Here is a 22331-nt window from a genome sequence, read left to right as displayed (position 1 = left end):
TATCATATTAAAATTTCATTAGCAAGGTTAAATTTTGAAAATTCTTATAACATTTTTATTCACAACCCTCACTCTTTTTGGTTCTGATTTTATAACCCCAAGAGAATACGCTAAAATGCTTTATGAAAACCCTAGAGGAATCAGTTGCAAAAAATGTCATGGAAATGACGGAAGTGAGCAAATTTTAGGATACTATCTAAAAAAAGGGGTTAAAACGCCTTATAAAATCCCAAGCATTCAAAATCTTAGTTTTGAAAAATTTAAAAACTCACTCAATCAAATTAAAAACGCTAAATCCATTATGCCAAATTATTCATTAACCAATGAAGAAATTGTAAGCTTGTATAATTACATTAGCCAATTTAATAAAAATAAAAAACAACAACCCATAAACACCAAAGGAGTAAAAAATGACAAATAAAAAAGCTTTTGAACAAGCATGTAAAATCATAGCAGGTGGCGTAAATTCACCAGTTAGAGCCTTTAGTAATGTAGAAAGTGAGCCTAGATTTATCGATCATGGTAAGGGTGCTTATATTGTTGATATTGAAGGAAAATCTTATATTGACTATGTGCAAAGTTGGGGGCCTTTGCTTTTTGGTCATTGCGATAAAGATATTCAAAAGGCTTGTCAAAATGCTCTTAAAAAGGGATCAAGTTTTGGAGCCCCTACTTTATTAGAAACTGAACTTGCAAATTTGGTTTTATCAGATTTTCCACATTTAGATAAAATCCGTTTTGTCAATAGCGGAACAGAAGCAACAATGAGTGCGATTCGCCTTGCACGTGGATTTACAAAAAAAGATAAAATATTAAAATTTGAAGGGTGTTATCACGGACATTCAGATTCTTTACTAGTGAGTGCTGGAAGTGGTGCTGCTACCTTTAATACTCCAAGTTCTTTAGGGGTGTTAAATGAAATCGCACAATTTACTTTAGTTGCAAAATACAATGATATTCAAAGTGTCAAAGAATTTTTTAAACAACATCAAGATATCGCTTGTGTTATCATAGAACCTATAGCTGGAAATATGGGCTTAGTACCGGCTAAACAAGAATTTTTAGAAGAGTTGGTACAAATTTGCAAAGCAAATCAAACTTTACTTATTTTTGATGAAGTTATGAGTGGTTATAGAGCTTCATATCTTGGATCTTATGGAGTTAATCATATTAAAGCTGATATTGTCACTTTTGGAAAAGTTATTGGTGGCGGATTACCAGCAGCAGCTTTTGCGGCTAGAGCTGAAATTATGGATATTTTAAGTCCTTTAGGCGGGGTTTATCAAGCTGGAACTTTAAGCGGAAATCCTTTGGCTATGGCAGCAGGAATTGCTAGCATTTCTAAGGCAAAAAAGAAAAAGGATCTTTATGAAAAATTAGCTAAGTTGGCTAAAAAATTAACTCATGGTATGAAAAAATTAGCTTCTGAAAAAGGAATTCCTTTGCAAACTTGCTATGTTGGCTCTATGTTTGGTTATTTTTTCATAGAAAAGCCGGTTGAAAATTATCAAGATGCTTTAAAATCAGATCTTAAACTTTTTTCAAAATTCCACCAAAAAATGCTTAAAAATGGAATTTATCTTGCTCCTTCGCAATTTGAAACGGGTTTTATTTGCTCTAAAATGAATAATAAAATGATCGATGCCACTTTAGAAGCCGTAAAAGAAAGCTTTAAGCACCTATGAATAGAAAAAAAATCATCCACAAAACCATAGAAGCTGCCGATGGCTTAAGCCTTGGAATTTCTATGGTTGTTGCTGTTTTAATTGGTATTGGTATTGGATATTTACTCAAAAAATTTACTCCTTATCCTTGGCTATTTTGGCTTGGGGTTTTTTGGGGAATTTCTGGTGCAATACTCAACGTTTATAAAGCCTATAAAAAACAAGTGAAAACCTATGAAGAATTTGTAAAACGCGATGAATTGGTAAAAGAAATTATCCAAAAAGAGAAAAATAAATAATGCAATACAAAAAAGCATTTGCTGTGATTATATTTTTAATTCATATTGCATTTTTTTTATCTTTTTTATTTTTAGCCCCTTTCAGTCTAAATATATTTTTTAGCTTTGAAATGGCTTTTTTTAGTATTTTGCTAGTTATTACAGCCTCTTATCTTAGCTACAAAAAAATGATCTATTCTCAAGCAAGAAAATACAAAATCAATCAAAATTTATTTTTATTTTCTCTTAAAAAAGTGAAAAGTCTGCCTAAAAATATAAAATTTACAATCCTAAAAGACGATTTAGAATTTAGTATAAAAAATAAAATGTATTTTTTTGCAGCATTTTTTAATTTATTAAAAATTTTTGCTTATGTGGTTTTAGTTGCGGGTTTTTTATTTTTACACAGACAAGGAATACTTCACATTTTTGGCTATTTGTGTGGAATTTCAAGCTTGCTTATTTGTATTTTTATTTTTATTGTGTATGTAAGATATGAGTCCAAAAAGAATTATTAAATCAATGACAGCACTTTTTGCCAGCATGGCTTTTTTATTTGCTGGTAATGCTTTGATTGTCACTTCAATCGGCGTTGTTCTTAAAGAAAGAGGAGAAGGTCCTTTAGTCGTAGGGATTATTAGCTCTTGTTTTTTTATCGGCGGACTTATTGGAACTATAAGTGCGCATAAAATCATTTCAAAAATAGGTCATATACGATCTTTTGGCTTATTTGGCGCTATTTTTGGAATTTCAGCTATGTTGCATACTATCAGCAATAATCTCATTTTTTGGGCTGTTTTAAGATTTTTAATAGGCATTTGCTATTATGGCTTTTTAATGGTAATAGAATCTTGGCTCAATGAAAAAAGCAAAAACGCTATACGTTCGAGAATACTAGGATTTTATGAAATAGTATTTTATCTTTCTTTTGGCATAGGAACTTTAATCATCGCTCTTAATCTAAGCAGACATAATGTTTTTATTTTAAGTGCCGCTTTGATTTTATTTTCTTCTTTGCCGCTAAATTTGATCAAGATAAAAGAACCTCTTTTGCCCGCATCAAGCCCTATTTCCATACCAAAAGTTTTTGATATCGCACCTTTGGCCATCATCACTAGTTTTATAGCTGGAATGCTTATAAATGGCTTTTTTTCAATGGCTCCTTTATTTATACTTTTGCAAAAATTTGACAATCAAGCTGTGTCTTATTTTACTTTTTGTGGAATTTTAGGTGGCTTTTTTGCTCAAACTATCATGGGAACTATCTCAGATAAACTAGGTAGAAAATTTGCCATTATCACTTGTGCGAGTATAGGTTTTTTCACTATGCTTGTCTTTGTTTTTTTTAAACCTTGCTTGTATATTCAATATTGCTTGTCTTTCTTGCTAGGTATGGGAATTTTTTGCCTCTATGCTTTGGCACTTGCTAGAGCTAATGATGTTTTGGTGATCAAAAATAAAGGCGTAGAATTAGGACGCGGTGTTCTTTTTTGCTATTCTTTGGGATCTTTATTTGGACCTTTGATTTTGGGTTTTTTGATGCAATATTTTGATACAAAAGGTTTTACTTGGTTTTATATTTCCTTACTTGGATTTTTAATACTTTTTACCATCAATAGACCTAATATCCTAAGTAAAAAATTCAGCAAAAAGCCTGGAAATATGGTGATGCTAGATGATTAATACTCAGCTTACAAGTCAAATTGCTAACGCACAAAAAAATGATATCAAGCTAGATAATACTCCAACAAAAGATAAAGTAAATTCTAAAGAAAATCCAAAAGAAGCGCTTTCTAATGCCCTAAAACAAAATTTAGGCCTAGATAAAGATGCAAGCAATGAAGAGATTATTTCTAAGCTTATCCAAAATGAAACTGGTACAAAACTTAAAGAACTTGTTAATAAGCTTTTAGAACAAATCAATTCTCAAAAAAATCCTGATTCGCCCATACTCAAACAAAGTAAAAATTTAAACTTAGCTCCCAATTTTGCTAATGAATTAAAAACATTAAGCACTGAACTTGCTAAAGATGATGTTTTTTCTCAAGTTTTAAATAAACTAAACCAAATTTTAAAACCAGCAAGTGAAATTAAAAATAATAATCTAGCTCCATTATTTAAAAATTCGGGTGTATTTTTTGAAGCAAAATTAAAAGATGCTTTAAATGAAGAAAACCTGCCTAAAAGTTTTTATTCTCTTTTAAGCACGATTAAAGGCTTAAGCAATGAAAAACTTAGTGTCCAAATCGCTCAATTGGCTGCTGCAAATTTAAGCCCAAAAGAAACCCTAAAAGAACTTAAAAATATATTGCAAACCAACAAAAAGGAAAATACACAAATTTTAGATCAAAGCTCTTTTAAAGCTCTTCTTAAATTAGGCTCTAAAATAGAAAATTTTAAAAATTACATCACAAAAAATCCTAGCTTAGCTCAAAATAAAATCATCGATATCGCTTATAAAATTTCAAAAGAAATAAAAACCTTAAAAAATGATTTTTTCAAAGCCTTAAACAAACCAGAAAATATAATGATTCAAGATACAAATATATTAAAAAATACTGCCAAAGCCTTTGAAAAACTAGAAAATACCTTAAAAAATATTTTAGAAAAATCAAATTTAAAAATGCCCAATCATGATGAAGATGATATTTTAAAAAACCTTATTTCAGATAAAAATGAAACTAAAAATGAAAATTCTCACGAAGTAAAAAACCACGACAAACAAACACAAGATAACGAATTAGAACATAAAACAAAAGATCATGATCAAGAAAATGATCATTTAAGTGATCAAAAAACAAACAAAGAGGAAGAAATAGAAAATTTTCAAGATAAAAAAAATGAAAATACTAAAAATAATTCAAATCAAGAAAGTATAAAAAATACTCCTAAAGAAAATGCTAAATTTTTTGAAACCAAAAATGAAAACAATATGCAGAAAATACCTCAAAATAACACACAAAATCAAGAAAATCTTTTTAAAAATCAAGAAATTTTTAACAAGCAAAATAATGTCAAAAATTTAGCCTTTGTAGTAGAAAATTTAGATCTAGATCAAGTACAAAATCTAAGCAAGGATCTTGGCAATCTTTCAAGAAGACTCAATGAAAGCTTAAGAGAATTAGAACCTCATGTTCAACGCACAAAAACCAATCAAGCCGAAATAAAAAATTTAGAACGCAAACTTGATTTATCTATGAAGGATTTAGCCCAAATCAAGCCAAAAACAGATCAAGATATAGCAGAATCTTTACATCACGATATCAAATCCACTCTTTTACAAATTTCAAATTTAGCCAAAAACGAAGGCAATGAAGCTGTTTATAATCAAACCAATAGGCTTTTAGCCCAAATTGAAATCAATCAGCTTATTTCCTTAGCGAATGATTCTATTAATACTTATTTGCCTTTTTCTTGGGAAGATCTTAATGATTCTAAGATTATGTTTAGAAGAGGTAAAAAAGATAAATTCTTTGCCCAAATAAAACTCGAATTTGCTAAACTTGGTGATTTAGAAATTTTAATTTCTTTAAACCATGAAAAATATATAGATATAAACATCATGGCTGAAAATAAAGAATTTAGAAAAACGATTTATGAAAATGCACACGAACTTAAAAAAAATATCAACAAAGCAGGACTTTTAAGCGCTAATTTCTTTGTAGGTGATATCATAAGAAGCAAATTTGATAGCAGGGATATAAAGAATTTAGATCTTGAAATGGGTATGGATAAAACAGTATGAGTAAGATTAAAAAATCCATCAAAAAAGCTGTAGCCTTAGGCTATCAAAAAGAAAAACATTCTGCACCAAAAGTTCTTGCAAGTGGCAAAGGAGAAAGTGCTGCTAAAATCATTTCTTTAGCTAAAGAACATGGAGTACCCATAAAAGAAGATGAGGATCTAATTGAAATTTTAAGCAAACTCGATCTTGGAGATGAAATTCCGCCAAATATGTATAAAGCAGTGGCTGAAGTTTTTGCTTTTATCTATCAAATGGCAAATAAAACTCCTAAAAATTAATCAGAAATACTCTCTCCAAATTTAATTTTTTGCCCTATTTCTAATTTTTTATTCCATATACCTTTTTGGGCGATCAACACTATAGTAGAACCCAATTCAAAATACCCAAGTTCTTCAGCTTTTTTTACTCTTAAATTTTCATATTTTTTAGTAAAGCTATAAGAAAATTTAGCATTAGTTCTAATGCTATCATCAAAATTAAAACGCATTTTTCCAACATTTTGTGCGCCTATAAAAACAAGCCAAAAAACACCTTTTTCATTTTGACATTTTAAACTTACTCTTTCATTTTTAGTATAAAGATTGCTAATAGACTTTAAATGCTTTTCATTGACACTATAAAGTGTTCCTCTTGTATAAGTCGCACTTAAAATTTGCATATCACAAGGACTGTGATAGCGATGATAATCTCTTGGCGAAAGATAAATATTGATATAATCTAATCCTTTTTCTAATTCATAAGATTCAAAACTATCTTTTAAAAGTTCTTCAACACTGTAAGTATGCCCTTTAATAGAAAAAGCGAAATATTCTTCATCGGCTAAAAAAGTACTTCCGCATTGCAAAATTTTTCCATCACTAGGACTAATAAAACCTTCTCCTATAGTGCGTGGAATTTTTATAGTTCTTGTGAAAAGCTCATTTAAACTTCTATATTCTAAAACATCATCAAATTCACTCATATCGATTTTAAAATAATTCACATACCATTGATTGATTTTTTTTTGAATCATTTTTGGAAATTTAAATTGAGCTATAAGGCCAAAAAGTTTAGAACTTTCTCTTGAAAAATTCATTACAAATCTCCTTTAAGATTTAAAATAGCAATTTCACTCGGAGCAAAAACTCTAAGACTTGGACCCCAAAAACCTGCCCCGCTGCTAACATATAATTTTGTTTTTGCACTTAAATTATAAAGCCCATAAACAAAACCTTGCTGAAGTTTAACCAAAAACATAAAAGGGAAAATTTGTCCCCCGTGGGTATGTCCGCTTAAAATCAAATCAAAGGCACTCAAATCATAAAGCAAAGCTGCTTTTGGCTGATGTGTTAGCAAAATACTTGGTTTTGATGTATTTAAATCCGCTTTAATCCTTGCTAAATTAGGAGCATATAACCCCTTGCTTATTCCGGCTAGATCTGCTAAACCGGCAACATTGATAAAACCTAAATCTACATTTTGATTGAGTAAAATTTTCATTTTTGTATGAGTTTTAAGCAAGTTTAAAACTTGATTGATTCCATGATAATACTCGTGATTCCCCACAGTGTAAAAAGTTCCATAAGTGGATTTAAAATTATTTAATTTTGAAATATAAGGCGCTAAATCTTTAGGATTTGCATCTATTAAATCGCCGATGATAAAAATCATATCCGGTTTTTGCAAATTGACTTTATTGATCACTTGATCTAGAAATTTTTCATGTAAATTTTTACCCAAATGCATATCTGTTAAAACAGCTATTTTTAGATCTTTTTTTAAGCCATTGATTTTTAAATTTAAGGTATTGATTTCAGGAATTCTTAAAGCATTACAAATACTCATATAGATTAAAAATACAGAAATACAAATAACAATAATTTCAAAAATCAAACGAATAAAGATATTGATCTTTTTATAAGCTCTTCCTAAAAGAATTAAAAAAAGTCTAAAAAAATCAAGTATTAAAGTAACGAAAAAAAGACAATAACTTGGAGCATAAGTCATGGATAAAATTTCATACCATGTATCATTTAGATAATCGTCCCTTCTTAAGATCAAAAAAACAATTTGAGCTAAAAAAAGCACAAAAAAAGCTAATGCAAAAATTTTTTGAAAATACTTAAAAAGTAAAAATTTTTTAATCAAACGCTTATAAACATATAAATTAACTAAACCAAATATAACTAAAATAATAAAAGATAGAAACAAATACATCATAAAAGTAATTATATCAAGTAAATATTAAATATCTGTATAAAATTATTTGTTATAATTTGTTTTTTGAAAATCCAAAATATAAGGTTTTACAATGTATCGTTTTGCCCCTTCTCCAACAGGAGATATGCATATAGGAAATTTACGCGTGGCTTTGTTTAATTACATCTGCGCTAAACAAAAAAACACTCATTTTGTCTTACGCATAGAAGATACTGATAAAGCAAGAAATATAGAAGGAAAAGAGGAAGAAATAAAAGAAATTTTAAGTCTTTTTGGAATTTCTTGGCAAGAATACTATGTGCAAAGTGAGAATTTAAAATTTCATCGACAAATGGCTTTAAGGCTTGTTAGCGAAAAAAAAGCTTTTGCTTGTTTTTGCACAGAAAAAGAATTGGAAGAAAAAAAAGAATTAGCAAAACAGCAAGGAAAACCTTATCGATACGATGGAACTTGTGAAAAACTAGCAGATATCGATGTTTTAGAATGCGAAAAACCTTTTGTTGTCCGCCTTAAAAAACCTAATAAAACGATAGAATTTTCAGATCTTATTAAAGGTAAGCTTAGCTTTGAGCCTGATAATATTGATTCTTTTGTTATCATGAGAACAGATAAAACCCCTACTTATAATTTTGCTTGTGCTGTAGATGACATGCTTGAAAATATCACTTGTATTATACGCGGAGAGGATCATGTTTCAAATACACCTAAACAAGAGCATATCCGTCAAAGTTTAGGTTATGAACAAAAAATAAGTTATGCGCATTTGCCAATTATTCTTAACGAACAGGGTGTTAAAATGAGCAAAAGAGAAGCGCATTCTTCTGTAAAATGGCTACTTGAACAAGGGATATTGCCAAGTGCTATTGCTAATTATCTTCTTATCTTAGGAAATAAAACTCCTTGTGAAATTTTCACCATAGAAGAAGCTATTTCTTGGTTTGATATTAATAAAATTTCAAAATCTCCTGCAAGATTTGATCTAAAAAAACTTTTGCAAATCAATAGAGAACATATAAAATTACTAGAAAATTCAAAACTTAATGAAATTTTAAACTCAAAAAGAGATCTAGCGAATTTGGCAAAATTTTACACCCAAGAAGCAAGCACGATCAACGAGTTAAAAGAAAAAATTCATGCTATTTTTAGCCCCAAAGATTATCTTGAATTTGAAAAAGAATGTAAAATTTTAAAAGAAATTTTAAACGATATAGAACTTTTTGAAAATTATGATGATTTTAAAAACTATCTTTTACAAAAAAGCGGTCTAAAAGGTAAAAATTTCTTTATGCCTTTAAGGATAATTTTAACGGGAAATATCCATGGGCCAGAACTTAGCGATCTTTATCCGCATATAAAAAATTTCATACATGAATTAGCAAGGATGTAAATTATGATTATTGATTCTTTTATTTATGCTACTTTTCAAGTTTTGCACATTATTATTAATATTTACACTTGGATTATTGTTATCACTGCACTTTTAAGCTGGGTTAATCCTGACCCATATAACCCTATCGTCCAAATTTTATACAAGCTTAGTTATCCTGCTTATGCTTTGGTAAGAAAAATTCCAACACGCATAGGAAATATCGACCTAGCTCCTTTAATTATACTTCTAGCATTACAATTTCTCAACTTTTTCCTTGATAGTATTTTAAGGAGTCTTTTGTGAAAAAAATATGCTTATTGCTTTTAAGTTTTATATATCTTAATGCCTTAGAATACGACTTAGAAACCTTAAAAAAACAAGATAATTCTTTAGCTAAGGATTATTATATTTATAGACTTTTAGAGAAAAAAACTCTTCATAAAACAGAAATTGAAAATTTAAAATCGCATATTTTTCGCTACGCAGGTAAGATAAAAACAGAAATTGAAAAGATTATTCCTATTAAGCCTTATATCAATCCAAAATATATGCAATGCTACATTTATACAAAAAATACGATTTTGGATGCAAATTTAACTTGTCAAAGTGTGCGTTTGAATTCGATATCTTTTATCGCGAGTTTAAGCAATAAAGATAGAGATATATTGGCAAAAAAATTTGACTCCAAAAGACCTGATTTGACAAATTTACTCCTTGCTTTTAATTCTAGCAAACCTATGAAATACATGGAAGAAAAAGATGATGTAAATGGCTTTTTTAAACTCTATAAATACTTCAAAGCTGATCATGGAGATTGTGATTTGAATGCAAGCTTTGTTAATCAAATTTCAAATTATAATAATTTTAATAACTTTGCTCAAACCATCGTCATCCAAAGACAATATCCAAAATTTAGATATTCTCTTTTGCAAACTAATCCAAAAAATACAAAAGAATATACGGCATTTTATTTAGGTATTAATGCTTTAACCTATGATAAAGATCATATAGCTTATGAGTTTTTCAAACAGGCTGCACAAACTTTTAAAAGCAGAAGTGGCAGAGATAATGCCATTTTTTGGATGTGGTTAATCAAAAAAGATGAAAAAGATTTGCAAATGCTTGCACAAAGCAATTCTTTAAATATCTATAGTCTGTATGCTAAAGAATTAACGCATTCTGCTTTTCCAAAAATCGAAACCATCAAAGTTCATAAAGAAAAAAATGATTTTAATATGCAAGATCCATTTGCATGGCAAAAACTTAACAAAACTATACTTGAAGCTAACGCTACAAAGTTAGATGAATTGGCTAAAAAATTTGATACAGAAGAAACTTTGCCTATTTATGCTTATATTTTAGAACGAAAATCTAAATTTAAAAAACATTATTTCATCACACCTTATTATCAATACATCAAAGATTATGATATTCCTAGACAAGCTTTAATTTTAGCTATTGCTAGACAAGAAAGCAGATTTATTCCTACAGCTATTTCAGTTTCTTATGCCTTAGGCATGATGCAATTTATGCCTTTTTTGGCGAATCATATTGGAGAGAAAGAACTAAAAATTCCGAATTTTGATCAAGATTTTATGTTTAAACCTGAAATTGCTTATCATTTTGGAAATTATCATTTAGATTATTTAGAAAAAAGATTGAAATCTCCTTTATTTATAGCTTATGCTTATAATGGCGGCATAGGCTTTGTTAAAAGATTATTGGCTAGAGATGATATGTTTAAAAATGGAAAATATGAGCCTTTTTTATCTATGGAATTAATCCCTTATCAAGAAAGCCGAATTTATGGAAAAAAAGTATTGGCTAATTATATTGTATATCGATATCTTCTGAACGATAGTATAAAGATTTCGGATATTTTTGAAAATTTAATTCAAAACAAGGCAAATGATTTAAACAAATCTTAGCCTTGACAAAATTTTCTGTTTTTACACTAGGAAGAGTTACCTCTAGATACTTCGTATATTTATTTTGCAATAAATATTTCATAAAAAATGGATCAAGTTCTTGCACCTTAGCTTTTTTATTATTTAAAAAGATCTCTAATTTATCTATCTTAAAAGAATCAGGTGTAAATGTAAAAGCAAAAATATCATCATCACTAGCATAATCTAAAACAGGATTTAAATAAGACATTGTAACAATAGCACTAAGATTATCTTGTGTTATTTTATATTTTTGAGAGAACATAAGAGTTTGAGTTTTTAAATTTGTATCCACAATAGCAGGATCTTTCATAGAACACGCACTAAAAAATAAAACACTTGATAATAAAAAAGAAATTCTCATACTCTAACCTATATCATAAATATTTTTTATAATTTTAACCTTTTAACTCTATTTTTTGGTTTAAAATATTATAATTTAATTTTAATTTTTAGGAAAATGAAAATTTATGGAAAAATTAATTATGGCTTTTAGCGGGCCTTCAAATTCTGGAAAAACAACTCTTATCACAAAAATTTCAAATGAACTTATGAATCAAGGATTAAAAGTTCTTATTATCAAGCACGATCCTGCAGATAAAGCACAGTTTGATTTTAATGGTAAAGATAGCTTTAAATTTTTTCAAACTGGTGCAGAAGTAATGGTTTTAAGTCCCACAAGAACAACCTTTTTTTCTCACAAGCAAAGAGATATTTTAAAAGCTTTACAATTATCTCAAGATTTTGATATATGTTTAGTTGAGGGCTTAAAGAGTTTAGATTTGCCACGTATTAGTGTTTTTTGCCAAGAAATTGATGAAAGTTATTTTTCATTTTCTCAAGCCATTGCAAGTTATGATAAAATTTCACATCCGAATTTAATTTGGCTTGATTTAAACAATATTAAAGAAATTTGTAGATATATATTAGAGAATGCAAAAAAAATCTAAAAAGGAGAGTTACAATGAAAGAATTAATTTCTTATATTCAAAAGGCCGTTTTAGAAATTTCAGACGCTTTGAAATTTCCAGATACAAGTTATAGTCAAAATCACAATTCCACAGGTGATACCCAGCTTAAATTTGATATCTTAAGCGATGAGATCATTACAAAAACTTTAAGCCAGTGCCCTACTCTTAAAGCTATTATCAGCGAAGAAAAAAATGAAATTTTAAAAGTCAATGATAATGCAAAATATATTGTAGCTTACGATCCACTTGATGGCTCTAGTCTTATGGATGTTAATTTTGCCATAGGTTCAATTTTTGGCATTTATGAAGAAAAAGCCAGTGCTAAAAATTTAAAAGCAGCGGTTTATAGTATGTATGGAGCAAGACTAGAAATGGTTATTTGTGAAGATACTCCTAAATTATATCGTCTTGATAAAAATAACGAATTTGTTTTTATCAAAGAATTAAAAATGAGTGAAAAAGGAAAAATCAACGCCACAGGTGGAACTCAAAAATTTTGGGATGAAAAACACGCCAAATTTATCAAAACTTTATTTGATGAAAATTATCGCTTAAGATATTCTGGAGCTATGGTTAGTGATATCAATCAAATTTTACTCAAAGGGGGCGGAATTTTTAGCTATCCAGCAACAAAAGATTCTCCTATGGGGAAATTAAGAGCTTTTTTTGAAGTTTTTCCTTTAGCTTTTATTGTAGAAAAAGCGGGTGGAAAAACCACAAATGGAAGCAATCAATCTCTACTCGATCTTGAATTTGATGCTATACATGCAACTACACCTTGTTTTTTTGGCTCTAAATACGAAATCGAAAAGCTTTTGGAAATCTATAATGGCTGAAATTAGAGATGAATTCGAACAAGAAATGGATAATAAAAAAGAAATTTTATTATCCTGCCAAAATTCAAAAAACTTAAATTCTTGCTATAATTGCGAAGAAATTTTTACCTGCCAAACACGAAAAGACTATGTTGATGCTGTTTATAATAGCATGTCTAAGGGTAAAACCGAAGGCGGATTTGATTTTTAAATTTTTTAAGGAAATTAAACATGCGTTATATTACAACTCCAATTTATTATGTAAATGATGTGCCTCATTTAGGACACGCTTATACAACTATTATTGCTGATACCATGGCTAGATTTTATCGCTTACAAGGCCATGAAACCAAATTTTTAACAGGAACCGATGAACACGGGCAAAAAATAGAACAAGCTGCAAAAGAAAGAAATTCAACACCTAAAGAATACACAGATAAAATCAGCGCTGAATTTAAAAAGCTATGGGATGAGTTAGAAATTAATTATGATATTTATGCTAGAACTACAGATCAAACACATATTGACTTTGTGCAAGCTATGTTTTTAAAAATGTGGAAAAAAGGTGATATCTATAAAGATCAATACGAAGGGCATTACTGCATTTCTTGCGAAAGTTTTTTTACTAAAAGCCAACTGACTAACGAAACTTGCTGTCCAGATTGTGGAAAAAATACCACACTTTTAAAAGAAGAAAGTTATTTTTTCAAGCTTTCAAAATATCAAGATCAAATCCTTAAATGGTATGAAGAAAAAGATCCTATTCTTCCTAAAAATAAAAAAAATGAACTTGTAAATTTTATACAAAATGGCTTAAAAGATCTTTCTATTACAAGAACCAGTTTTGATTGGGGGATTAAACTTCCAAAAGAAATCAATGATGATAAGCACATTATTTATGTTTGGCTTGATGCGCTTTTCATTTATATCAGCTCTTTAAAGACTCAAAAGGAAAAATTTTGGCCTGCACATATTCATCTAGTTGGTAAAGATATTTTGCGTTTTCATGCGATTTATTGGCCGGCTTTTTTAATGAGTGTGGATTTACCTTTACCTAAATTCATAGGTGCACATGGTTGGTGGACTAAAGAAGGTGAAAAAATGAGTAAATCTAAAGGCAATGTTATCAAACCTAAAGAAATTGCAGATACTTATGGCATAGAAGCTTTTAGATATTTTTTACTTAGAGAAGTGCCTTTTGGAAATGATGGCGATTTTAGTGAAAACATGCTTATTAACCGCATCAACGCTGAATTAAGTAACGAATTTGGCAATTTACTCAATCGCATCATAGGTATGAGTCAAAAATATAACAATGGAATAATTACCCAAAATAAAGTTTTAGATCTTTATAAAAATGAACTTGATGAAGCGATGCAATATCTAAAACTTGCCATAGACTATTTAGAAAATTTGCAGTGCAATCGTTATCTAGAAGAGATTTTCAAGGCTTTAAGTGTGGCAAATTTAGCTATCAGCAAATACGAACCTTGGAATTTGATCAAAGAAAACAAACGCGATGAAGCAAATGCACTTATTGGGCTTTGTGCAAATATTTTAGCTAAGGCTAGTATTTTATTAAGCTCTGCTCTACCAAATTCTTGTAAAAAAATCTCTCAAGCTTTAAATTTTGAAATTTCAACTATCAATTATGAAAAACTGATTATCCATAATGAATTATTTGATTTTAAAGCCACAGCTTGTGAAGTTTTATTTCCAAAAGTTGAAATCAAACAAGAGCTAAAGCAAGAAATTAAAAAAGAAGAAAAAGCAAAAATAAAAATCGAAGATTTTTCTAAAATAGAAATTAAAGTCGCTACAGTTTTGGATTGTCAAAATATAGAAGGTAGCGAAAAACTTTTGAAATTTCAACTCGAGCTTGAAAATAAAGAAATCCGTCAAGTAGTCTCTGGTATAGCCAAATACTACAAAGCTTCTGATTTAATAGGAAAACAAGTTTGCGTTTTAACCAATCTTAAAAAAGCAAAAATTTTTGGACATGAAAGTAACGGTATGATATTGAGTGCAAAGTACAACGATAAACTCGTTCTTATCACTCCTGAACAAATCATTGACAATGGAGCATTAATAGGTTGATGAATATAAGCAATCTAAGCGAACTCATCCACGCAAATATACTCAATGAAGGAAGTATTTTAAGCGTGGCTGGATTTGCCTTAAATCTCAATGAGCTAAAAAGCGAATTTGCCTTTTTTAGTAACGATGAACAAGAAATAGCCCAAGCGATCGATAAAGGCGCTTTTGCGATTATATCTGAATATGAATATTTTATCAAAGATAAAGAAATTTATTATCTTAAGGTAGAAAATTTAGAAATTGCCTTAATGAAACTTTTACGTTTTTTATGCGAAGAAAAAGAATGTAAATTTTTATCGCTTAAATCTTATGAATTAAGTATTTGCAAGGCATTTTCTTTAAATGTTTTAAAAGGCAATGTGTTTATAGATTTTGATACGCTTATTAAAGCAAAGAAAGGAGAAATTTTTTGCTTTAATGATGAAAATTATTTGCTTAAAATTTGTGCTAATATTGAAATTTTAAAAGAGGTTAATTTTACCCTTCTTTCAAGATCGAGTTTCTTTTTTACCACTTTGGTTTGTGATAATTTGTATTTTAAAAACCTAAATTTACCTTTTGTGTATGCGCAAATTTTTGCCAAAATTATGACTTATTTGAAAGAAAAAAATACAAAAATCAGCTTTGATTTTAACAAAATAGATGATTTTAAAATTTATTTTATTGATGAAAAATTTGAAATTTGCGAATTTGGCACAAGCGCAAAAGCTTTTATAGTCGTTAATAATCAAAATACCTTTGATTATTGGAATGAAAATTTTAAACACACTAAAGGTTTTAAAACAGCGGTAAAAAATTCTTTATTTTGCGATTTTTCATATGATAAGCTTTCAGATCTTAAGAATTTAAAAGATTTTAAATATTGTCTTATTTTAGAAAATCATGCAGATTTTGAGCAAGAATTTGAAAACCAATCAAACCAACTTCCAAGCCTATTTTAAATTTTCACACCTTCATTTTGAAGCAAAAATTTCTTGATATTAATTCCGCCATTGTATCCGCCTATACTATTTTTTGCAAGTACTCTATGACAAGGAATAAAAATAGGAATAATATTTTTAGAATTAGCATTTCCAACAGCCCTAAAAGCTTTGGGGTGGTTGATAATTTCTGCAAGTTCTTTATAAGTGACCGTTTGTCCATAAGGAATTTGCATTAAAGCTTTATAAACTTTGATTTCAAAACTAGTTCCTTGAATTTTTAAAGGAGTTTTAAAAACTTTTAATTTTTTAGAAAAATAATTTTTCAACTCCCAAGTAGCAAATTCTAATAATTCACAAGAATTTTCCTCAAAATTTTCTTCAAAACAAAAATCAACTTCGGTTAAAAATTCACCATCGCTTTTTAACAACAAAGAACATATAGGCAATTTATAAAAGACTTTAAACATAATAAATTATACTAAAATCTTTATATGATTAATTTAAATTTAAAGCTTATTTGAGTTAAAATATCGAATCAATTTCCAAAAAAAGGAAAAAAATTGAAAATATTTTTTATTTTACTTTGCGGCCTATTGAATTTAGTAGCGCAAGATATTATAGACTGCGATTATATAAAAAAAAATAGAGTGCAAGTTTTTGAAAAAGATATCAATTCTACGTATCTTGAAATAGCTTCAAAATGCCCTGATTCTTTAAAGAATCAAATTTTTACTCAAAAACTTTATAAATTAGCTAATGAAATTCGTGGGGAAAATAGTGCTTGTAATGGCATAGAATACCTACCTAAACTTCAAAAATTTGATTTTTTGCTTTTAAAAATCGCTCTTGATCCTAGTTTTTATCAAAAAAGCCTAGATACTCCTGAAAATTTAGAAAAAAAATACGATGTTTTAAAATCTTATTTTAGATATTGGGCATATCAAAGCATAGGTAATTTTAGACTTTATCGATCTTTTTGGAAAGAGTATAATCAAGCTATTGATCCTTTAGAAAAATATTTTCAAGATAATTTCAATTTTGATCAAGGAAGCAGTACTTATTATGCAACTAATGCCTTAAATGAGTTTTTAAATTGGGCTGTAGGTGAAACAAAAATTTATAAAGATATCAGCCCTTTAGCTAAGGTGCTTTCAAATAAAAATAATTCTATAGAATATATACAAGATTTTCTTTTTAGAAACAATCTTAGCAAAGATGAACTTACTATAGGTTTGCAAGCTGCACTTTTAAATCAAAGAAAACAACCCATACTTGATCTTTTGATTCACTACGGTGCTAGAATCGATGAAGGCTATGAAGATGCCTTGTTTTATGCCTTAGAAAACTACGATAATACTAAATTTTTATTAGACAAGGGTGCTGATGTAAATAGCAGTAATGCTTTTGGAAAAACTCCTTTGTTTTACGCTATCGAGTTTAACCGAAAAGATATCATTTCTTTACTTTTAAAATATGGAGCTGATGTCAATAAAAGATATATTAACAATAATGAAAAATTAGCCTTAAGTGCTAATAATTACGACAATACCCCTTATTTTATAACCTTTTGTGCTTTAGATCATACTTCAAAAAATGTTTTAATGCATGCTGCGGCTTATGGAGATGTTGAGATATTAAAAATGCTTATTGCAAAGGGTGCTAACATTCATGATGTTGATGATTTGGGCTTTAATGCACTTGATTTTGCTATAGCAGCAGGAAAACAAGAAAACGCAAACTATCTTAAAAGCTTAGGACTAAAAGCAAATGAAAATTTATTTTATGGAGGGAGTTTAGAATGAAAACCGCTTTGATTACTGGAGCTAGTTCTGGATTTGGCGAAGCTTGTGTAAAAGCTTTAATTAAAGAAGGATTTAAGGTTATAGCTATAGCTAGACGTGAAGAAAAACTTGAACTTTTAAAACAAGAATTTCAAGAAAAAATATATACCATTGCCTTAGATATACGCGAAAAAGAAAAGGTTTTTTCAAAAATACAAAATTTACCTAAAGAATTTCAAGAAATTGACATTTTAATCAATAATGCAGGACTTGCCCTAGGACAAGATGAATTCGATAGTTTAAGCCTAGAAGATATTGAAACCATGGTTGATACAAATGTTAAAGGTTTTTTGTATGTCGCTAGAGCTGTGATTCCTATACTTAGAAAGCAAAAAAATGCCTATATTTTTAATCTAGGATCAGTTGCGGCCACTAATCCTTATTTTGGGGGTAATGTGTATTGTGGAACTAAAGCTTTTGTTGGGCAATTTTCAAAGGCTTTAAGAAATGATTTACGCAGAAGTAATATTAAAGTTACCAATATCGCTCCTGGTTTATGTAAAACAGAATTTAGCGAGGTGAGATTTAAAGGAGATAAAGAAAAAGCTGATAAAGTCTATGAAAATACAAAATTTATCAGTGCTGAAGATATTGCGAAAGTTATTTTATCTATCATCAATCTTCCAGAACATATTAATATCAATGAAATAGAACTTATGCCAATCACTCAAACTTGGAACGGCTTTCATATAGAGAAGAGTCAATGAAAATATTTTCATTTATCTGTTTGCCGCTGCTTTGCTTAGCTTCTTCTGAAGCTAATGCCAATTTATTTGGAATTTTTACATTAATACCGCCTTTTGTTGCTATTGCCTTAGCCTTTATCACTAAAGATGTGATTTTATCTCTTTTTATGGGTGTTTTAAGCGGAACTTTTCTTTTGAGTCTTTCTACTCACATCTTAAAAGAACACTCGCTTTCACTGCTTAATTTTTACAATACAGCCGTAGAATCTTTTTCTAAAATCATCACTTTTATTTTAAATTCTGCTTCAGATCCAGCTAATGCGGGTATTATTTTACAAATTCTTTGTATAGGTGGGCTTGTAGCACTTGTAACCAAAATGGGCGGCGCAAAAGCTTTGGCTTTAAAATTTGCAAAAAGAGCAAAATCCGCTGTAAGTGCTCAAGTTAATACTTGGTTTTTGGGACTTTTAATATTTTTTGATGATTATGCTAATTTATTAATAGTTGGCCCTATTATGCGTCCTTTAGCGGATAAATTTAAAATTTCGCGTGAAAAATTCGCTTTTATCATCGATTCTACCGCTGCACCTGTAGCTGGAATTGCCATCATTTCAACTTGGATAGGTGTGGAAATTTCCCTTATTAAAACTGCTTATAAGGATATAGGTTATGAAAATATCAACGCCTTTAGCGTTTTTTTAGAAACCATACCTTATCGTTTTTACAATATTTTTATGCTCTTTTTTGTTTTAATGACAGCTGTGATGAAAAGAGAATTTGGCCCTATGTATCAAGCACAAATACGCGCTATAACTACTGGAAAAATCGCACCTGTTGTGAAATCTAAAACTTTAGATACAGCAGAATTAGAAGATCAATTTTTAGCCCCTAAAGATGAAATAAAAATTTGTGCTTTTAATGCCATCATTCCTATTTTAACCCTTATGATCCTTGCTTTGCTTGGTTTTTATTTTAATGGTTTTAGTGCTTTATCGGGAGAGGATTTAGAAAAGGCTAATGCCTTTCCTCTTTCATTTGAAACCTTAAGAATGGTTTTTGGAAAGGCTGATTCTTCAGTCGTTCTTTTTCAAGCGGCTTTGTTTTCAAGCATTGTAGCGATATTTATCGGGGTTTATCGTAAAATTTTCAATATCAAAGAAGCTATTGAAACATGGATTTATGGCTGGAAAACAATGATTTTTACCATTATACTTCTTTTACTTGCTTGGTCGCTTTCAAGCATAGTAAAAGAGCTTGGAACTTCACTTTTTATCACGAGTTTGTTAGCGGATAAAATGCCTGATTACATTTTACCTGCAACTATTTTTGCCTTTGCTTCAGGTATTTCTTTTGCCATAGGTACAAGCTATGGAACTATGGGAATTTTAATGCCTTTAGCTGTTCCACTAGCTTATAAAATCGCACAGCTTAGTGGAATGGATGCTAACACTATGCATCATTATATAGTCATTAATATCAGCTGTGTTTTAACAGGAGCTATTTTTGGAAATCATTGTTCGCCGATCGCTGATAATGTTATCTTATCTTCAATGAGTGCAAAATGTGATCATATGGAGCATGTTAAAACTCAAATTCCTTACGCTTTATTTATTTGTGCTATTTCTTTAGTGACAGGATATATTCCAGTATCTTTGGGCTTTAGCATTTGGATTGTTTTACCACTTAATTTGATTCTTATCGCTTTATTGCTTAAGATAATAGGAAAAAAATTACCATGAGTCTTAAAGAATTTGGCAATATAGTTGATTTTCAAGAAAAAATTTCCTTTATAAAAGATTTTTTTCTTGAATTTTATAAAGGAGAAATTGAATTTTTTAATTCTTTGGAGAAACACTTTAGAACTAGAGCTGAATTTTCTTTTTATCATGAAAATAATAAGCTTTATTATGCGATGTTTGATCCTCAAACTAAGAAAAAAATCATCATAGAAAATATAGATTTTCCCGATGAAAAAATTTGTAATTTTATGCCGATTTTGCTTGAAAAAATCAAAGTTAATCCTAATTTAAAAGAAAAACTTTTTGGCGTGGAATTTCTAGCAACCAAGCATGATTTAAGCACTACCCTGCTTTATCACAAAAATATAGAAACTATTGATCAAGACTTAGCCAAACTAAGCTTTGAGTTAAACTGCAATTTAATCGCAAGAAGTAAAAATAAAAAATTAGTTTTTAATAATGAAAATTTAAAACAAAGTCTTTTAATCGGCAATAAAGAAATTTTTTATGAATTTAATAATGATTGTTTCATTCAGCCTAATACTTTCATCAATGAAAAAATGATCTCTTGGGTTAAAGAAAACCTTACTACTCAAGCTAAAAAAGATTTACTTGAGCTTTATTGTGGTTATGGCAATTTTACCCTTGCTTTGGCTGATGATTTTTCTAAGATTTTAGCGACTGAAATTTCAAAAAACAATATCAATTTTGCTCTTAAAAATTGCAAATTAAACAATGTTTCAAATATTTATTTTACTCGACTTTCAAGCGAAGAATTAAGCCAAGCTTTAAAAAAAGAAAGGGAATTTTTTCGCTTAAAAAATATCAATTTAGATGATTTTTGCTTTTCTCATGTTTTAGTCGATCCACCTCGTGTAGGACTAGATAAAAGCGTGATGGATTTGATAAAACAATATGATAATATTATCTATATCTCGTGCAATCCTATAAGTTTGAAAGAAAATTTAAAAGTCTTAAGCCAAACACACAAAATTATAAAAATGGCCGCTTTTGATCAATTTGTAAATACCCCTCATCTAGAATGCGGCGTTTTGCTTACAAAGATATAAAAAAATAATTCATTAATTTTGCTAGTATAACAATTCCTAAGCAAAGGATAAAAACTAAAAGATGGATGAAATTTCCTAAAGGATTTTTCCTTTTTAGGATGAAATAATAAAACAAAGAAAATACCACCAAAAGTAAAATAATACCAACAAAAAATATCTTTATAAGAAAAAGTAAATTCAAAGGATTGGTATGAAAAGGCATCATCACTCCGCCACTTAAAAGCAAAATAATCACAATAAAAGGCATAATCTTAACACCGATGGTTTTAAAAAGTTCTTGTTCAAGGTTAGGATTTTTCTTTTTTAAAATTCCTAAAATAAAAATATCCACAAACAAATAGCCTATAAAAAATATCGCACAAAGTAAGTGTATCAGTAAAATATAGGGATAAAACATTTATTCTCCTTTTTTATTTTATTATATCAATTTTGCTCTTTTTTGTTAATCTTTAAGGAAAATAAGATTAATATCATTTTAAAGTTTATTAAAAGAAAAAACATGGAAGAAAATATTAAAAAAATACTCGAGCAAACAAAAAGTATTGCTGTGGTTGGATTGAGCGTTGATAGCAGTAAAGCTTCTTATATCGTAGCACAATATTTACAAGACAATGGTTATAAAATTTATCCCATTTATCCTAAATTTGAAGAAGTTTTAGGTGAAAAAATATATAGAAATTTAGAAGATATTAACGAAAAAATTGATCTTGTTTTGATGTTTAGGAAAGGAAGTTTTGCTGCTAATTTATTGCCTATCATCATACAAAAAGGGATTAAAAATTTTTGGCTTCAACTTGGTATTTTTAATGATGAAGTGCAAGAAAAATGTCAAAAATTAGGGATTAATTTTGTTCAAGATAGATGCATTATGCGAGAATTACCACTTTATAAAAATTGATAATTTTAAAATAAAAATTTAAAAGCCAAACAAAAACAAGATTAAAAACTATACAAAAAATAAAAGATAATAAAAAAGAAGTAAAAAACC

Annotated in this window: 25 protein-coding genes; 20 read left to right on the top strand and 5 right to left on the bottom strand. The window is 29.0% G+C overall.

The genetic code is table 11. The features are described from left to right. The first annotated feature begins 34 nt into the window (after positions 1-34). From H2280_RS05255 to H2280_RS05225, 7 genes are read left to right on the top strand one after another with little or no spacing between them, the layout of a single operon-like run. Entirely contained in the window at positions 35-421 is a 387-nt protein-coding gene (locus H2280_RS05255; protein WP_137623640.1) for a c-type cytochrome, read from the top strand. Further along, positions 411-1685 carry a glutamate-1-semialdehyde 2,1-aminomutase gene (gene hemL / locus H2280_RS05250; RefSeq protein ID WP_337215891.1) on the top strand — a complete coding sequence of 425 codons (1275 nt, stop codon included), beginning with the start codon at positions 411-413 and terminating at the stop codon, positions 1683-1685. Before H2280_RS05255 ends, hemL begins: the two co-directional genes overlap by 11 nt. Continuing rightward, positions 1682-1963 (top strand): AtpZ/AtpI family protein, encoded by a 282-nt coding sequence (locus H2280_RS05245; protein ID WP_337215890.1) that lies wholly within the window; start codon positions 1682-1684, stop codon positions 1961-1963. The genes hemL and H2280_RS05245 overlap by 4 nt, the downstream gene beginning before the upstream one ends. Then, a complete protein-coding gene (locus tag H2280_RS05240; protein WP_337215889.1) occupies positions 1963-2460 on the top strand; it encodes a hypothetical protein in 498 nt (165 codons plus the stop codon). The genes H2280_RS05245 and H2280_RS05240 overlap by 1 nt, the downstream gene beginning before the upstream one ends. Next, complete coding sequence (locus tag H2280_RS05235; protein ID WP_337215888.1) at positions 2438-3625, top strand: MFS transporter; 1188 nt, start codon at positions 2438-2440, stop codon at positions 3623-3625. Before H2280_RS05240 ends, H2280_RS05235 begins: the two co-directional genes overlap by 23 nt. Next, the gene (locus H2280_RS05230; RefSeq protein WP_337215887.1) at positions 3618-5687 is read left to right on the top strand and encodes a flagellar hook-length control protein FliK; all 2070 of its coding nucleotides are present in this window, start codon (positions 3618-3620) and stop codon (positions 5685-5687) included. Before H2280_RS05235 ends, H2280_RS05230 begins: the two co-directional genes overlap by 8 nt. Next, a complete protein-coding gene (locus H2280_RS05225) occupies positions 5684-5965 on the top strand; it encodes a FlhB-like flagellar biosynthesis protein (RefSeq protein WP_038837253.1) in 282 nt (93 codons plus the stop codon). The genes H2280_RS05230 and H2280_RS05225 overlap by 4 nt, the downstream gene beginning before the upstream one ends. On the opposite strand, the gene H2280_RS05220 is transcribed toward H2280_RS05225, so the two are convergent. Together H2280_RS05220 and H2280_RS05215 are read right to left on the bottom strand one after the other, a co-directional pair. Continuing rightward, positions 5962-6762, bottom strand: coding sequence for a phosphatidylserine decarboxylase (locus H2280_RS05220; RefSeq protein WP_337215886.1), 801 nt, complete (start codon positions 6760-6762; stop codon positions 5962-5964). The two genes, H2280_RS05225 and H2280_RS05220, sit on opposite strands and share 4 nt — an antisense overlap. Further along, positions 6762-7886 (bottom strand): metallophosphoesterase, encoded by a 1125-nt coding sequence (locus H2280_RS05215; RefSeq protein WP_137623646.1) that lies wholly within the window; start codon positions 7884-7886, stop codon positions 6762-6764. Before H2280_RS05215 ends, H2280_RS05220 begins: the two co-directional genes overlap by 1 nt. A gap of 91 nt (positions 7887-7977) precedes the next feature. Here H2280_RS05215 and gltX point away from each other — a divergent pair, with 91 nt between their 5' ends. From gltX to H2280_RS05200, 3 genes are read left to right on the top strand one after another with little or no spacing between them, the layout of a single operon-like run. Continuing rightward, positions 7978-9273 carry a glutamate--tRNA ligase gene (gltX, locus tag H2280_RS05210; RefSeq protein WP_337215885.1) on the top strand — a complete coding sequence of 432 codons (1296 nt, stop codon included), beginning with the start codon at positions 7978-7980 and terminating at the stop codon, positions 9271-9273. Between the two features lie 3 nt (positions 9274-9276). After that, entirely contained in the window at positions 9277-9558 is a 282-nt protein-coding gene (locus H2280_RS05205) for a YggT family protein (RefSeq protein ID WP_337215884.1), read from the top strand. Next, a complete protein-coding gene (locus H2280_RS05200) occupies positions 9555-11183 on the top strand; it encodes a lytic transglycosylase domain-containing protein (RefSeq protein ID WP_337215883.1) in 1629 nt (542 codons plus the stop codon). The genes H2280_RS05205 and H2280_RS05200 overlap by 4 nt, the downstream gene beginning before the upstream one ends. On the opposite strand, the gene H2280_RS05195 is transcribed toward H2280_RS05200, so the two are convergent. Continuing rightward, a complete protein-coding gene (locus H2280_RS05195; RefSeq protein ID WP_137623650.1) occupies positions 11080-11565 on the bottom strand; it encodes a hypothetical protein in 486 nt (161 codons plus the stop codon). The two genes, H2280_RS05200 and H2280_RS05195, sit on opposite strands and share 104 nt — an antisense overlap. Before the next feature lie 106 nt (positions 11566-11671). Here H2280_RS05195 and mobB point away from each other — a divergent pair, with 106 nt between their 5' ends. Genes mobB through H2280_RS05170 form a run of 5 tightly spaced genes read left to right on the top strand, consistent with a single transcriptional unit; the run spans position 11672 to position 16025 of the window. Continuing rightward, a complete protein-coding gene (mobB, locus tag H2280_RS05190; RefSeq protein WP_137623651.1) occupies positions 11672-12151 on the top strand; it encodes a molybdopterin-guanine dinucleotide biosynthesis protein B in 480 nt (159 codons plus the stop codon). A gap of 14 nt (positions 12152-12165) precedes the next feature. Continuing rightward, positions 12166-13008 carry a class 1 fructose-bisphosphatase gene (locus H2280_RS05185; RefSeq protein WP_137623652.1) on the top strand — a complete coding sequence of 281 codons (843 nt, stop codon included), beginning with the start codon at positions 12166-12168 and terminating at the stop codon, positions 13006-13008. Next, entirely contained in the window at positions 13001-13198 is a 198-nt protein-coding gene (locus H2280_RS05180) for a hypothetical protein (protein WP_137622163.1), read from the top strand. The genes H2280_RS05185 and H2280_RS05180 overlap by 8 nt, the downstream gene beginning before the upstream one ends. Before the next feature lie 20 nt (positions 13199-13218). After that, positions 13219-15084: a methionine--tRNA ligase gene (gene metG / locus H2280_RS05175; protein WP_337215882.1), complete on the top strand. Its 1866-nt coding sequence runs from the start codon at positions 13219-13221 to the stop codon at positions 15082-15084. Further along, positions 15084-16025, top strand: a complete 942-nt coding sequence (locus tag H2280_RS05170) for a hypothetical protein (RefSeq protein ID WP_337215907.1) — start codon at positions 15084-15086, stop codon at positions 16023-16025. Before metG ends, H2280_RS05170 begins: the two co-directional genes overlap by 1 nt. On the opposite strand, the gene H2280_RS05165 is transcribed toward H2280_RS05170, so the two are convergent. Further along, complete coding sequence (locus H2280_RS05165) at positions 16022-16474, bottom strand: methylated-DNA--[protein]-cysteine S-methyltransferase (RefSeq protein ID WP_337195771.1); 453 nt, start codon at positions 16472-16474, stop codon at positions 16022-16024. The two genes, H2280_RS05170 and H2280_RS05165, sit on opposite strands and share 4 nt — an antisense overlap. 93 nt (positions 16475-16567) lie before the next feature. On the opposite strand from H2280_RS05165, the gene H2280_RS05160 reads away from it, so the two are divergent. From H2280_RS05160 to trmA, 4 genes are read left to right on the top strand one after another with little or no spacing between them, the layout of a single operon-like run. Then, entirely contained in the window at positions 16568-17809 is a 1242-nt protein-coding gene (locus tag H2280_RS05160; RefSeq protein WP_337195770.1) for an ankyrin repeat domain-containing protein, read from the top strand. Next, the gene (locus tag H2280_RS05155; RefSeq protein ID WP_337215881.1) at positions 17806-18555 is read left to right on the top strand and encodes an SDR family NAD(P)-dependent oxidoreductase; all 750 of its coding nucleotides are present in this window, start codon (positions 17806-17808) and stop codon (positions 18553-18555) included. The genes H2280_RS05160 and H2280_RS05155 overlap by 4 nt, the downstream gene beginning before the upstream one ends. After that, a complete protein-coding gene (locus H2280_RS05150) occupies positions 18552-20273 on the top strand; it encodes a Na+/H+ antiporter NhaC family protein (RefSeq protein ID WP_337215880.1) in 1722 nt (573 codons plus the stop codon). The genes H2280_RS05155 and H2280_RS05150 overlap by 4 nt, the downstream gene beginning before the upstream one ends. Continuing rightward, a complete protein-coding gene (gene trmA / locus H2280_RS05145; protein ID WP_337215879.1) occupies positions 20270-21343 on the top strand; it encodes a tRNA (uridine(54)-C5)-methyltransferase TrmA in 1074 nt (357 codons plus the stop codon). The genes H2280_RS05150 and trmA overlap by 4 nt, the downstream gene beginning before the upstream one ends. Here trmA and H2280_RS05140 read toward each other — a convergent pair. Then, the gene (locus H2280_RS05140; protein WP_337195768.1) at positions 21330-21740 is read right to left on the bottom strand and encodes a copper resistance protein CopD; all 411 of its coding nucleotides are present in this window, start codon (positions 21738-21740) and stop codon (positions 21330-21332) included. The two genes, trmA and H2280_RS05140, sit on opposite strands and share 14 nt — an antisense overlap. A 102-nt stretch (positions 21741-21842) precedes the next feature. Here H2280_RS05140 and H2280_RS05135 point away from each other — a divergent pair, with 102 nt between their 5' ends. Continuing rightward, complete coding sequence (locus tag H2280_RS05135) at positions 21843-22241, top strand: CoA-binding protein (protein WP_337195767.1); 399 nt, start codon at positions 21843-21845, stop codon at positions 22239-22241. Positions 22242-22331: the final 90 nt, after the last annotated feature.

It is taken from the genome of Campylobacter sp. 2457A, from assembly GCF_020135895.1.
Taxonomy (GTDB): Bacteria; Campylobacterota; Campylobacteria; order Campylobacterales; family Campylobacteraceae; genus Campylobacter_D; species Campylobacter_D taeniopygiae.
This window is presented reverse-complemented; position numbering and strand designations above follow the sequence as displayed.

Bases quoted from the DNA above. Each gene is read 5' to 3' on its own strand.
- hemL (WP_337215891.1), top strand. From the start codon at position 411: ATGACAAATAAAAAAGCTTTTGAACAAGCATGTAAAATCATAGCAGGT.
- H2280_RS05245 (WP_337215890.1), top strand. From the start codon at position 1,682: ATGAATAGAAAAAAAATCATCCACAAAACCATAGAAGCTGCCGATGGC.
- H2280_RS05240 (WP_337215889.1), top strand. From the start codon at position 1,963: ATGCAATACAAAAAAGCATTTGCTGTGATTATATTTTTAATTCATATT.
- H2280_RS05235 (WP_337215888.1), top strand. From the start codon at position 2,438: ATGAGTCCAAAAAGAATTATTAAATCAATGACAGCACTTTTTGCCAGC.
- H2280_RS05230 (WP_337215887.1), top strand. From the start codon at position 3,618: ATGATTAATACTCAGCTTACAAGTCAAATTGCTAACGCACAAAAAAAT.
- H2280_RS05225 (WP_038837253.1), top strand. From the start codon at position 5,684: ATGAGTAAGATTAAAAAATCCATCAAAAAAGCTGTAGCCTTAGGCTAT.
- H2280_RS05220 (WP_337215886.1), bottom strand. From the start codon at position 6,762: ATGAATTTTTCAAGAGAAAGTTCTAAACTTTTTGGCCTTATAGCTCAA.
- H2280_RS05215 (WP_137623646.1), bottom strand. From the start codon at position 7,886: ATGATGTATTTGTTTCTATCTTTTATTATTTTAGTTATATTTGGTTTA.
- gltX (WP_337215885.1), top strand. From the start codon at position 7,978: ATGTATCGTTTTGCCCCTTCTCCAACAGGAGATATGCATATAGGAAAT.
- H2280_RS05205 (WP_337215884.1), top strand. From the start codon at position 9,277: ATGATTATTGATTCTTTTATTTATGCTACTTTTCAAGTTTTGCACATT.
- H2280_RS05195 (WP_137623650.1), bottom strand. From the start codon at position 11,565: ATGAGAATTTCTTTTTTATTATCAAGTGTTTTATTTTTTAGTGCGTGT.
- mobB (WP_137623651.1), top strand. From the start codon at position 11,672: ATGGAAAAATTAATTATGGCTTTTAGCGGGCCTTCAAATTCTGGAAAA.
- H2280_RS05185 (WP_137623652.1), top strand. From the start codon at position 12,166: ATGAAAGAATTAATTTCTTATATTCAAAAGGCCGTTTTAGAAATTTCA.
- H2280_RS05180 (WP_137622163.1), top strand. From the start codon at position 13,001: ATGGCTGAAATTAGAGATGAATTCGAACAAGAAATGGATAATAAAAAA.
- metG (WP_337215882.1), top strand. From the start codon at position 13,219: ATGCGTTATATTACAACTCCAATTTATTATGTAAATGATGTGCCTCAT.
- H2280_RS05170 (WP_337215907.1), top strand. From the start codon at position 15,084: ATGAATATAAGCAATCTAAGCGAACTCATCCACGCAAATATACTCAAT.
- H2280_RS05165 (WP_337195771.1), bottom strand. From the start codon at position 16,474: ATGTTTAAAGTCTTTTATAAATTGCCTATATGTTCTTTGTTGTTAAAA.
- H2280_RS05155 (WP_337215881.1), top strand. From the start codon at position 17,806: ATGAAAACCGCTTTGATTACTGGAGCTAGTTCTGGATTTGGCGAAGCT.
- H2280_RS05150 (WP_337215880.1), top strand. From the start codon at position 18,552: ATGAAAATATTTTCATTTATCTGTTTGCCGCTGCTTTGCTTAGCTTCT.
- trmA (WP_337215879.1), top strand. From the start codon at position 20,270: ATGAGTCTTAAAGAATTTGGCAATATAGTTGATTTTCAAGAAAAAATT.
- H2280_RS05140 (WP_337195768.1), bottom strand. From the start codon at position 21,740: ATGTTTTATCCCTATATTTTACTGATACACTTACTTTGTGCGATATTT.
- H2280_RS05135 (WP_337195767.1), top strand. From the start codon at position 21,843: ATGGAAGAAAATATTAAAAAAATACTCGAGCAAACAAAAAGTATTGCT.